The sequence below is a fragment of the Streptomyces sparsogenes genome (assembly GCF_001704635.1).
Classification (GTDB): Bacteria; Actinomycetota; Actinomycetes; order Streptomycetales; family Streptomycetaceae; genus Streptomyces; species Streptomyces sparsogenes.
On sequence record NZ_MAXF01000056.1, the window covers coordinates 16,774 to 28,388 of the forward strand.

General features: G+C 69.3%; 14 protein-coding genes. 11 read left to right on the plus strand and 3 right to left on the minus strand.

What is annotated here, in order from left to right:
- The first annotated feature begins 115 nt into the window (after window positions 1–115).
- From BBH68_RS12285 to BBH68_RS12315, 7 genes are all read left to right on the plus strand, one after another.
- A complete protein-coding gene (locus BBH68_RS12285) occupies window positions 116–1,570 on the plus strand; it encodes a glycoside hydrolase family 32 protein (RefSeq protein WP_245738025.1) in 1,455 nt (484 codons plus the stop codon).
- A 217-nt stretch (window positions 1,571–1,787) separates the two neighbouring features.
- Window positions 1,788–3,359, plus strand: coding sequence for an FAD-binding oxidoreductase (locus tag BBH68_RS12290; protein ID WP_245738026.1), 1,572 nt, complete (start codon window positions 1,788–1,790; stop codon window positions 3,357–3,359).
- A gap of 183 nt (window positions 3,360–3,542) precedes the next feature.
- Entirely contained in the window at window positions 3,543–3,806 is a 264-nt protein-coding gene (locus BBH68_RS12295; RefSeq protein ID WP_065961653.1) for a hypothetical protein, read from the plus strand.
- On the plus strand, window positions 3,784–4,305 hold the full coding sequence (locus tag BBH68_RS12300; protein WP_342673130.1) for a DUF6879 family protein: 522 nt from the start codon (window positions 3,784–3,786) through the stop codon (window positions 4,303–4,305). Before BBH68_RS12295 ends, BBH68_RS12300 begins: the two co-directional genes overlap by 23 nt.
- Before the next feature lie 13 nt (window positions 4,306–4,318).
- Complete coding sequence (locus tag BBH68_RS12305; protein ID WP_065961655.1) at window positions 4,319–5,167, plus strand: helix-turn-helix domain-containing protein; 849 nt, start codon at window positions 4,319–4,321, stop codon at window positions 5,165–5,167.
- Between the two features lie 319 nt (window positions 5,168–5,486).
- Window positions 5,487–6,659, plus strand: a complete 1,173-nt coding sequence (locus BBH68_RS12310) for a protein-L-isoaspartate O-methyltransferase family protein (protein ID WP_065961701.1) — start codon at window positions 5,487–5,489, stop codon at window positions 6,657–6,659.
- 107 nt (window positions 6,660–6,766) lie between these two features.
- Entirely contained in the window at window positions 6,767–7,282 is a 516-nt protein-coding gene (locus tag BBH68_RS12315; protein WP_065961657.1) for a DUF6879 family protein, read from the plus strand.
- Window positions 7,283–7,399: 117 nt separating this feature from the next.
- Here BBH68_RS12315 and BBH68_RS12320 read toward each other — a convergent pair whose 3' ends face one another.
- Both BBH68_RS12320 and BBH68_RS12325 read right to left on the minus strand, forming a co-directional pair.
- Entirely contained in the window at window positions 7,400–8,182 is a 783-nt protein-coding gene (locus tag BBH68_RS12320; protein ID WP_065961659.1) for a GntR family transcriptional regulator, read from the minus strand.
- Entirely contained in the window at window positions 8,179–8,691 is a 513-nt protein-coding gene (locus BBH68_RS12325; protein WP_425428810.1) for a GntR family transcriptional regulator, read from the minus strand. The genes BBH68_RS12320 and BBH68_RS12325 overlap by 4 nt, the downstream gene beginning before the upstream one ends.
- A gap of 250 nt (window positions 8,692–8,941) precedes the next feature.
- On the opposite strand from BBH68_RS12325, the gene BBH68_RS39250 reads away from it, so the two are divergent.
- The 4 genes from BBH68_RS39250 to BBH68_RS12340 all read left to right on the plus strand — a co-directional run bounded on the left by BBH68_RS39250 (window position 8,942) and on the right by BBH68_RS12340 (window position 10,132).
- Window positions 8,942–9,232, plus strand: a complete 291-nt coding sequence (locus BBH68_RS39250; RefSeq protein WP_076970939.1) for a hypothetical protein — start codon at window positions 8,942–8,944, stop codon at window positions 9,230–9,232.
- Window positions 9,233–9,391 carry a hypothetical protein gene (locus BBH68_RS41920; protein ID WP_170066562.1) on the plus strand — a complete coding sequence of 53 codons (159 nt, stop codon included), beginning with the start codon at window positions 9,233–9,235 and terminating at the stop codon, window positions 9,389–9,391.
- Between the two features lie 76 nt (window positions 9,392–9,467).
- Window positions 9,468–9,752, plus strand: coding sequence for a hypothetical protein (locus BBH68_RS12335; protein ID WP_076970940.1), 285 nt, complete (start codon window positions 9,468–9,470; stop codon window positions 9,750–9,752).
- A gap of 89 nt (window positions 9,753–9,841) precedes the next feature.
- Window positions 9,842–10,132: a hypothetical protein gene (locus tag BBH68_RS12340; protein ID WP_065961666.1), complete on the plus strand. Its 291-nt coding sequence runs from the start codon at window positions 9,842–9,844 to the stop codon at window positions 10,130–10,132.
- A gap of 41 nt (window positions 10,133–10,173) precedes the next feature.
- Here the strand turns inward: BBH68_RS12340 and BBH68_RS12345 are convergent, their stop codons facing one another.
- On the minus strand, window positions 10,174–11,598 hold the full coding sequence (locus BBH68_RS12345; protein WP_065961668.1) for a hypothetical protein: 1,425 nt from the start codon (window positions 11,596–11,598) through the stop codon (window positions 10,174–10,176).
- Between the last annotated feature and the right edge of the window lie 17 nt (window positions 11,599–11,615).

Below are 11,615 nucleotides of genomic sequence, written 5' to 3' on the forward strand. Positions count from 1 at the left end.
GGGCAGCAGTGGGATGTCCAGGAGGTCGCTCGTCGCCGCCACGGCGGCGGGCGCGGCCGGCGCGTTGCTGCCGGGGGTGGTGAGACCGGCGGCGGCCACGCCGAGGGGCGGGGCAGTGAGTGCCGCGTCGGCGAGTTATCGCGCCGAGTACCACTTCACGGTCCCCGACCAGTGGAAGAACGACCCGCAGCGGCCGGTCTGGATCGACGGCGAGTACCACTACTACTACCTGTACAACCCGGACTACACGACGGGCGGCACCACCGCGGGCACCGCCTGGCGCCTGGCCACCAGCACCGACCTGGTGTCCTTCACGGACCGCGGGATCGCCGTGCCCAAGGACACCACCCCCAACGGGGACGTGTGGTCCGGTTCGGCGGTGGTGGACACGGAGAACACGGCGGGCTTCGGCGCGGGCGCGGTGGTCGTCCTGGTCACCATGTCACCCGACGACAACGCCGACACCCAGGCCCAGTACCTGTACTACTCCACCGACGGCGGCCGCACCTTCACCCCGCACGGCACCGACCCGGTGCTGCCCAACCCCGGGGTGCGCGACTTCCGCGACCCCAAGGTGATCCGCGACGAGCAGCGGGGCCGCTGGGTGATGGCGCTCGCCGAGAACAACAAGGTGGGCTTCTACCACTCCCCCGACCTGAAGTCCTGGACCTACGCCGGCGGGTTCATCAAGGACGGCATCGGCGTCCTGGAGTGCCCCGACCTGTTCCGGATCACGGGCGAGGACGGGGTCCGGAGGTGGGTGCTGGGCGTGAGCGCCAACGGCAAGGCGTCCGGGCTGCCCAACACCTACGCGTACTGGACCGGCGCCTTCGACGGCGCCACCTTCACCCCCGACGCGCCCGACCCGCAGTGGCTCGACCACGGCTGGGACTGGTACGCGGCCGTCACCTTCGACAAGCGCGACAGGCACGGCACCCTCGACCCGCGCACGCGCTACGCGATCGGCTGGCTGAACAACTGGGACTACGCCAACACCACGCCCACCCTCGACCACGACGGCTTCAACGGCACCGACTCCGTCGTCCGCGAGATCACCCTCAAGCGCGCCCCCGACGGCACCCGCTACCTCGCCTCCCGGCCCGTCCGCGCCCTGGACGCCCATGTCTCCCGCACGGTGCGCCTGGGCGACCTGCGGGTCGACGGCCACCGGGTGCTGGGCTACACCGGCACCGCGTACGAGCTGACCACCGAGATCACCTGGGACCGGCTGGCCGGCGCGGGGCTTCAGCTGCGCCGCTCGCCCGACGGGGGACGCCACGTCGACGTCGGGATCTACGGCGACTACGCCTTCGTCAACCGCGGGCCCACGGCGAACCCGGACTCCTCGGGCCGCCGGCAGGAGAGCAGGAGCCCCTTCGACCCGGCCGCGCGGACGGTCCGGCTGCGGATCCTCGTCGACCGGACCTCCGTGGAGATGTTCGTCGACGACGGCCGGTACACCCACTCCATCGAGGTCTTCCCGGACCCCGCCGACACCGGGATCGCCCTGTTCACGCTCGACGGGAGCGCGGTGTTCAAGAACACCGTGATCCGCGAGTTCGCCCTCTGAGAGCCTGCCCGGCCCGCCCTCGGGCCCGGCCCGCCACCCGGCCGACTCGGCTATCGGGCGGTGCGGCAGCCACGCTTTCGAGTGGCGGGCCCGTGGGCGGTCTACGCCCGACCGGCCGTGGCGGTGAACGATCGGACGACCGGGCGACTCTCCGGTCGTAACCGAGTCTCCGACCGTTTCGCGAAGGCAGGCCACGTTGATCAACAGGCGGGACGTATTGCGGACAGGCACCCTGAGTGCCCTCGGCGCCGGGGCGGTGGCGATGAAGGCGTCGCCCGGCGCCGCCGCGGCGACCGGGACGGCGGAGCCGGTCAGCCCCCGGGACTGGAAGCGGCTGGCGGCGTCGCTCTCCCCCGGCGCCACCCTCTACCGGCCCGGGAACCCCGGCTACCCTCCGCTGGCACTCCCGTTCAACCACCGGTACGCCGGGATCCACCCCGCCGGCATCGTCGCCTGCGCCACCACGAGGGACGTACGCGAGGCGATCTGCTGGGCCCGCGCGGTGGGGCTGCCCGCCGTGCCCCGCTCCAGTCTCGGCCACAACTACGCCGGCTACTCCACCACCACGGGCCTGCTGCTCAACATGAGCCGGATGAAGAAGATCAGCACCGTGCCGGGGCGGGGCGCCGCCCGCTCCCGGGCATACGGGCCGATCAAGGTCGTCCACGGCGCGGGCACCGTCACCGTCGGGGCCGGGGTCACCAACGGCGACCTGCACCCGCTGCTCGAGGACCAGGGCATCTTCGTGCCGACCGGCCGCTGCCCCTCGGTCGGGGTGGCCGGGCTGGTGCTGGGCGGCGGTATCGGCTTCAGCGACAAGATGTTCGGCCTGACCTGCGACCGGCTGGTCGCCACGACCGTCGTGCTCGCCGACGGCCGCGTGGTCGAGGCCGCCGAGGACTCGGAGCCCGATCTGTTCTGGGCCTGCCGCGGTGGCGCGGGCAACAACTTCGGCGTGCACACCTCGTTCACGTTCCAGTACGAGCGGTTCCAGGGCGATGTGGGGTTCTACCGGCTCAGCTGGAACCTGGACTCCGTCCTGCCGGTGATGGCGACCGCGCAGCGGATCGCCCAGGAGACCGAGGACGACAAGCGGTTCCACCTCCGCCTCGGCATCGGCACCCATGGGCGAACCCGCGACCAGATCCGCGCCAACGCGGGCGTCAACGCGCTCGGCCAGTACTACGGCCCCCTCGACGAACTGCGGGCCGTCCTCGCCCCCCTGCTCGCCATCGGCACCCCGGAGGAGCGGGCCCGCAACTGCTCAGCCGTCCGCGAGGTCACCCCGGCCGAGGCGAGCACCCTGCTGAGCGCCACCACCCCGGTGGAGAAATTCGCCGCCAAGTCGGCGGTCCTGAACTCCCGGACCCTCCTCGACGACCGACAGGTCGCCGCCGCGGCCGAGCGGCTGCTCGACTGGCCGGGCAGCGGAAACCCGGAGGGCGCCGGGCTCGCGATGTTCGCGCTCGGCGGGGAGATCAACCGCGTACCGCGGCGGGCGACCGCGTTCGTGCACCGCGACGACCTGTTCATCCTCGCCGCCGAGACCTCCTGGGCGGACTACGACTCCCCCGAGGTCGCCGCCGCGAACGTGCACTGGCTCCACGACTTCTACGACGCCCTCTTCCCCGCGGCGCCTCCCGAGCACTCCTACCAGAATTTCCCCGACCCCAAGCTGAGGGACTGGCGGGAGGCCTACTACGGCGTCAACTACCCCCGGCTGGTCCGCGTGAAGCGGAAGTACGACCCGACCGACTTCTTCCGCTACCCCCAGGGGATCGGCTCCTGACCGCCCACACCATGCCGCCAGGCCCCTTCAGCCTTGCCGGTGAGGCTCGCGTTCATACGCGCCCGCGCGAATACCTCCTCGCCAGCCCCCGGCGAATGCCACGCAGGTAGGCGGCCTTGACACCGCGCTCCCGCAGGGTGATGGTCGTGCAACCGAGAGCAATCGGATCGCAGAGGAGAGGGCATGAAGTTACGTTTCCTGGGGATCATCCCGAACACGCCCGTTGACGACTCGCCGACCATCTGGCTGGACGAGGACACCGGGGATCTACTGATCCAGTCCTACAAGGCCACCGAGGAAGAGGTGAAGGCGTGCCAGGAGATCGGCTCAGTCCCGGGCCACTCCACGGAGGTTCCCGATCACGAGACGATCATCCGGCTTCCGGCCGTGATGCTGAGGTACATCCCTCGAGTGCAGGACGGCAATGGTGAAGTACCCCGTACGTGAAGGACTCGCCAAGGCGCAGCACTCCGCCGTGCACTTGGAGATGCGCGACATCTATACACCGGATGATCCGGAGTTCGCCCGATGGCGTGGTGGCCATCGGTACCACGATAACCCCGCCAGGCTGCCTGAATGGTGGGCGCCTTGGCGTGACTTGGTAGCCGAGGCGACAGCGCGTGGCGTCGTGATACGCAGGGCCCGGATCGTGTCCGAGCCAGTCACGGACTACATCCGGTTCGAGCACCACTTCACGTTCGCCAATGTCGCGGCGGGCGAGTTGGTGCGCTGGCTGCCGAGGCGCGACGCAGCCGACATCGCGCTACCCGGTACCGATCTGTGGATGTTCGACGAGTCCTCAGTGTTGTTCACCTTCTTCTCCGGGAGTGGTGAGGTGGTCGACCGGGAGTGGCGTACCGAGCCGGCCGTCACACAACTGGTGAGTTCAGCGTTCGAGGCGGTCTGGGAGCGGGCCACGCCGCACGAGGAGTACAAGCCGGTCTGACCCGGTCGGTGCCATGCCCATATCAGGATCGTCAAGCGTTCAAGCGGCCCGGAAGGTCCTCGCTGACCGCCTTCGGGAGATGTGCAAGGACGCCGGGCTGGACGGCAAGCGACTGGCTCAGGCGTGCGGGTGGCACCCGTCCAAGGTGTCGCGGATCTCCACCGCCAAGGCCTCACCGTCCCCTGACGACATCCGCGCGTGGTGCCGGGCGTGCGGCAGGGAAGACCGGACAAACGATCTGATCGCCTCTCTCCGGGCCGTCGAGGGCATGTGGATCGAGTGGCGCCGGATGGAACGGGCGGGTCTGCGCCGTGCGCAGGAAGCCGTTCTCCCTCTCTTCGAGCGCACCCGCTGGTTCCGGTCGTACTCGTCATGGCTGGTCCCCGGTCTGATCCAGACGTACGGGTACACCGAGGACGTGTTGCGCGCGGTCCAGCGAAGGCGGGTCCAGATCGATGACGTGGCCGACGCTGTGGCGGTACGCATGGAACGTCAGCGCGTGCTGTGCGAGGGGCACCGCCGCTTCGTGTTCCTCATCGAGGAGTCAGTTCTCCGGAACGGCCTGGGCGAGGCGGACACGCAGCTTGAGCAGCTTGAGCGCCTGCTCACGGTCGGCTCACTGCCCAACGTCAGCTTGGGCGTGGTGCCTACTCGTCTCGGCCGCCCCCGGATGCCGGTAGAGGGCTTCTGGATCTACGACACGGCTCAGGTCAACGTCGAGCTCGTGTCGGGCTATCTCACGCTGACGCAGCCCAGCGAGGTGCGGGCCTATGCCGACACGTTCACCATGCTGGCCGACATGGCCGTCTACGGGGCAAGGGCTCGTGCACTGATCAGGGCGGCTATGGATTCGCTCGGGTGATCCCCGTGCAATCACGCGCAATTCCCTGTGAGTCGCGGTCGCGCTCTTCGTAGCGTGGTCACCATGCGAAAGGCGTGAAGGCGTCGGAATGAGCGAGCCCAGCGTCGCTTCGCGATCGGGGTACGGAGCAACGACCACATCAAGGGGAGGAGCACGGCGTGATCAACGTGCAGATCGTCACGGCTGCCGATGGCGGACAACATGGTGGAGGCGGAGGAGACGGAGGCGACGGGCATCCCGGCCAGCCCTGGTCGCCGCCACAGGAGCCGCCGTCCCCCGACGGCGAAACCCCGCCCGGCGACGGTACGCACCGCAAATGATGCCCACCTCGGTGCGAGTAGACCGCCCCAGCCGAAAGGTGCTGGGGCGTGTCCTCCTTGAGAGCCGATCACTGTCCTCGGACTGGGCTCCGACCTTCGCGGCCGTCGATCGGGCCGCCTTCCTGCCTGACCTGATGTGGCCTTTCGACATGGACACGGCTACCAGCGTCAGCGTGAACCGGGCCGACGACCCCGATGCTTGGTATGCCGCAGTCGACAGCAATATCCCCATCGTGACGCAGTGGGACGATGGCCGGCATACCGGCAGTGAACCAGGGCACGTGTCCACGAGTTCCAGCTCCATGCCCTCCGTCGTGTACGCGATGCTCCAGGACCTGGCTGTGGACACAAGCATGCGGGTGCTCGACGTGGGCACCGGCACGGGCGAGACGGCGGGTGCGCTGACACACCGCTGCGGCGGTCGGAACGTCACCACGGTGGAGGTGGACGGCTCCGTCTCGCGGCGGGCCCGCGAGCGGCTGCGCGCAGCCGGGTTGTCCCCGGATGTGGTGGTGGGCGACGGGTTCGAGGGCTGCCCGGACGCCTCGCCCTTCGACCGCGTTTTGGCCACTGTCGGCCTGCGGGAGGTTCCCGGGGCGTGGATCCGACAGACCCGCCCTGGCGGCCTCATCCTGGCACCGTGGGGGACCCGCTACAGCAACGCGGACGCCGTGGCGCGGCTGGTGGTCAAGGGCGAGTCAGCATCGGGGCCCTTCACCCGGCCCGTGGAATTCATGAAGATGCGCGCGCAACGGCTACCCGCATGGGACCACGGCGATTACGTTCCAGCGGATGGATTCGACCTTGCCGATACGTCCACCACCGACCTGGCAGAAGCGGATTTCGTCACAGGCCAGTACACAGCGCTGCCCTTCGCGCTGGGCCTGCGGGTTCGGGATTGTGTCCAGGCCGTGGCCGACAAGCGCGACGGCGCACGGCCCGTGTGGTTCTACGGGTTGACCGACCGCTCCTGGGCCTGCGTGATGTTCCGCGACGGTGACACGGCGCGCGTCTGGCAGTCGGGCCCACGCCGGTTGTGGGACGAGGTGGAGGCGGCTTACCTGTGGTGGGAGAACCGGGGCAGACCGGAGCACACCCGGTTTGGCCTCACGGTCACGCCAAAGGGACAGCGGGTATGGCTGGATGATCCGGCCGACTCCTGGGCCGTATGAGCAGCTCCCGCCCATCCCGGTCCCCGGGGCCATGATGGCCGGTGCGGAAGGTTCAGGTGGCGAACCCGATTCCGGTCCGGTGATCACGATGGTCATGGAGGCGTGCGATGCCGTCGAGCGTGCCCGGCTTCGCTGAGCTGCTTGGCCGGACCCAGCGGTCGGCCGCCCATCTGGAGCTGCGGGACTCCTACGCTCCTACAGAACGGTTCGAGGCATGGCGGCGCGGTGAGCGCATCAACTGGGACGATCGCGAGTCTTGGTGGCATCCCTACGATCAGCTGATCGCGGACACCGTGGCTCGGGGTGTGGCGATCCGCCGGGCCCGAGTCGTCTCCGAGCCCGTATCGGAGTACATCCGGTGGGAGCACTACGTCACCCACGCCAACGTCACGGCGGGTGAGGAGGTGCGGTGGCTACCCCGGCGCCAGGCCACGAAGATCCCTCTGCCCGGGAACGACTTCTGGTTGTTCGATGGAGCGTTGCTCAGAGTGCACCACTTCTCGGGTGACGGTGAGGTGGTGGAGGACGAGATCACAGCGGACGCGGAGACCGTGATGCTGTGCCTGAACGCCTTCGACGCAGTTTGGAAGCGAGCCATTCCACACCACCTGTATGAGATCTGACGCAAGCCGACTCCATGCCCCCCACACCCGCAGCGACCCTGACGAGGGGGAGCTTCGGAGCGGTGTCGGCGTACCCGTCAGGTGCGGCCGTAGCGCCCGCGGACGCTACAGCACCACTCAGGACGGCGAGAACTCGTACTGCAGCTCATAAAGGTGCCCGGCCTTGGCCATCACCGTGGCTTCAATGGGCCGTTCACCATCGCTGTACACGACCCGCAACGTCCGCAGGACGGGCAGATTCCCCGGCAGGCCGAGCACGGTGTACTGCTCCTGCGTCGGAACGCGAGCAGACACCTTGTCCACGCTGAGCCGTGGCGGATACCCCAGCTCCGCCAGCAACGCCGGAGTACCGCCCTTGATCTTGCGGCGGTCCATCATCACCGTCCCGCGAGCGAGTTCCAGCGGATAGTAGGACTTCACCAATTCCACCGGCTCGTCATCCAGCGACAACACCTGAGCCCGCAGCAGCGCCGTCCCTCCCTCCGGAAGCCGCAGCGCCTCCGCCACATCGGCGGGCGGTCTCACCTCGGCGACCTCCAGAAGGCGGCTGCTCCCCCGCGCCTGATGTCCGGTGGCCGCCTCACTGATCCATCGATACGGCTCACCCGGCGCGGCCGGCGCCATGTACGCGGCGGGCCGCATGGTGCGCTGCCGGTGCTCCCGTACGGTGACGGCAGCCCCGGCGCGGCCGAGCGCGAGACCTTCGTCCTTCAGCAGTTGCAGTGCCTTCTGCACGGTCGCGTTCGACGCGCTGAACCGCTCCTTGAGCTGCGCGGTCGAGGGAAGCCTGGCGCCCGGCCGAAGCTCGCCCGACATGATCTCGTCCCGCAGATCCGCGGCGATTCGCTCATGCAGCGACCGCCGGTCGATCGCGTCCTCATCGGCCTTGGGCACGGTCATCCCATCCTGAGTTCGTATCGAAGTCGCTGGCGGTGGGCGGGCATGGTGATGAGATCGGCCTGAATCGGCCGATCATCCCCGTCGAAGACGACCCGCTCAAGGCACATCACCGGCTCCAGCTCGCCGGTCCGCAGCAGCTCGCGCTCCTGCCGGTCGGGCATCCGTGCCGTCACATCCTCCCGCACCCGCTCCCCCACGTACCCCAGTTGTGCGAGCAGAGCGACGGCTCCCCCACGGATCTTCGCCGTGTCCGCGAGCCCCGTACCAGCCGCGATGCGGGCCGGATAGTAGGAGTCGGTCAGCTCACAAGGCTGCTCGTCCAGATACATGATCCTCCGCCGCACGACTACTGAGGCCCCCGCCTCAACCCCCAACAGCCTCGCCACGACCGCCGGAGCGGACACCTCTCCGGCCTGGACGACGCGCTGAGTACCCCGCCGCCCGTGCGCCGCGGCTTCCTCACGCCACGTATCGCCGCGGCCTCCCCCGGTCGGCCGCAGGTAAGGCATCGACGTACTGATCCACCCTTCGCCGGCCAACGAACCCCTCCTGGTGTCTTGATCGACCTTCGCCAACCTTGCCGCTTTACACGGTAAGCGACCTCTTGGCCGACACTCGGCTCCTTGCCGCTTTTCGCGAATAGCAATTAGCTCAACCTCAAGCTTACAGCGAGCCCAGAGGTGGTGTCTCACCGTGCCCCTGACACATCCGCAGTTCTTCACACGCCACGAGCCGGCTGTCCCCGGGAGCCGGAAGTCGATGAGCATGATCCATGCCATCGCGTGGATCTTCGAAGCGCTGCTACGACTGGTGTTACCGCCGTCCGGCCGTCACCGCGCGACCCATTCGGCCGTCGGCCGCCCCGCCATGCGGCGCCAGCCGCCGGACGCTCAAGGGGCCGACATGGTCCGGTCGTGCGTCGTGGCCCACGAACAGCAGCGGGAGCAGCGCGCGGAGCGCCGGTTGCGGCGTCGGCGGACGTTGTGGCTGGCCGTGCACGGAATCGACATCGACCCGCGCGTCATCCACGGCGTGAGGGTGGTGGCGTAGATGAGCAACCCGACGACGCCCCCGCCGCACCAAGGAGAGGGGAGGCAGCAGCACGGGCAGCAGGGCGACGAGGGCCGCCCGACCCTTGAGGAACTGCGGCAGCGATCGGTAGCCCTGAGCGAACAGATCGCCCAGCACCTGGGGCGGAGGCCGAAGTGAACCACGCACCAGCCGCCAGCTTCGAGACGCCCAGCCCTCGGGCGGCGGACACGCGATGCCGCGCCAGGCGGAAGCGGTGAACGGGGCGGACTGGACCCGTATCCTGCCCCGTCTCGCGGTCGGCATGGTGGTCTACGACCGGCGCTACGAGATACCTGGGACTATTGCCGACTTCGACGGGCCGATGGTCTGCCTCACCCGCCCCACCGGCCTCGCATGGCGGTCGCACTGTGCCTCGGTGCGCCCCGCTACGCAGTACGAGCAGCGGCAGCTACGGGCCATCGCCCGGCTTCACGCCCAGCGCCAGCGAGGCATGGCCGCTGCCGGGTCGGCCACCCGCGCTGACCGCCGTTTGCGGTGAGTATGGGACAACGCCGACGCCACGGCGTGTCGTTGTCCCATACTCACCACAAAGTCACGACACAGAGCACTTCGCCGGAGTGATCCCCCATGACAGACGGCCCCTGGCACGCCGAATGGACGTTCATGAGCGCATCCGGCGTCACCACAGGAAGAGCCGACCGCACACGGTATTTCGACATCCGCACCGCCGTCTTGAAAGCAGCCGACAAGTCGCTACGTGACCCGGCGCGCGATGAAACCGCCAAGAGAGGCGAGCCCTGGAAACTCCTCGTGGGAGCCCTGTACTCCGAGGCCATGCTCTCAGCCGACGAAACCGGTACCTGGCACTACACAAGCCCGGACGGCTGGGCGAACGTCATTGTCCGTTTCGCCCCGTAAGCTACGGCTGCCGCGACTTCAGCCGACGGTTCGAGGTCGCGTCAGCCCAGGGGCTGTGGTCGGTTCCTCCGGCGCACCCGGGGCGGGCCCGCCGGGTCGGCGCGGGGGGTTACGCCGAGGCCCTTGAGGCGTTCGAAGTCGGCGGTGTCGATCTTTTCCAGGACCTCGAGCTGGCGCTCCAGCGCCTCGGACTGGCGGCCGATGTCGTCGTGGCGGCGCAGGGCGTTGGCGGTGGTGACGTGGTAGCGGGCGAGGGCGACCTTCAGGCTGCGGCTCTCCAGGACCATCCGGTAGATGGTCTCCTCGGCCAGGGCGTCCTGCACGGATCTGACCGGGCGGGTGAAGAAGAGGGTGACGATCTGGCCCGCGCCGAGGGCGCCGAGGACGGCGGGGCTCTGCCAGCCGACGCGGCCGGGGGCGAGGACGTCGAGGAGGGAGAGCAGGAGGGCGGTCAGCAGCAGGCAGGTGCCGAGGGCCAGCAGGAACTTGGCGGCGAAGCCGACGGTGCGCTGGGCCTGTCTGAGCCGTTCGGAGGACTGGATGCGGTAGTCGCGCAGCCGGGCGTCCTCGTAGGAGAGGATGCCCTGCTTGTCCTGGATGTACGAGGAGTAGCCGGCGAACTCCGCGTCCCCGCCCCGGGACAGCGGCCGGTCGTCGTCCGGGCGGGAGCCGAGGAAGCGGGTCAGCTCCGCGAGGCCGGTCATCACCTCGACGCGCAGCACCCGCTGGCAGAAGTCCAGGGCCGTCAGGTGGCGTTCGAGGGTGCGGCTGGCGGTGAGGGCGTCGGAGACGACGAGTTGCCGGACGTCGTAGCGGGAGCGGATGCCGGTCAGCATGAGTTGGATCTTGATGTCGGTGAGGACGCCGATCACGACCACATGGGTCGTCTCGTGCCTGCCGTCGGCCAGGAGGGCGTCCAGCAGCGTGGTGAGCCCGGACGGCACGCGGTCGCCGGGGCGGGGGCCGGGGGTGTCCTGGAAGTCGTAGAGGGTGTTGGACCGCACGTGGTGGACGCGCAGCCGGCCGCCCCAGTCGACCCCGCCGCCCCCGGGGGGCGGCGGGGCCGGGGCCAGCAGGTCGGTGAGGCCGTCGAGGTACGCCGCCCCCCAGGTGTCGGCCTCGCAGTGCGCGCCGTACTGCCGGCGTTCGAGGTCGTACGCCTCCCCGGGGACGTGCCAGTCGCGGACGTTGATCAGGTGGAGGACGCCGTCCCCGTGCCCGCGGGTGCGGGAGCCGACGGTGGCGTCGAGGAAGCGGGAGAGCGGTGAGCGGCGCAGCTCCGCCTCGGGCAGCACCCTGCGGTGGCCGTCCGTGCGGAGGGCCTCCCCGCCCTCGCAGTCCAGCAGCAGCTTGGAGACGGCGCTCTCCGGCAGCGACAACTGGCAGTCCAGATTGAGGAAGAAGTCGTTCTGCAGGCACTGCGTGATCAGGATGTACTGCTCCTCGCCCGCCGGCTCCATCGCCACCCCCGTCGTCGGTCCTG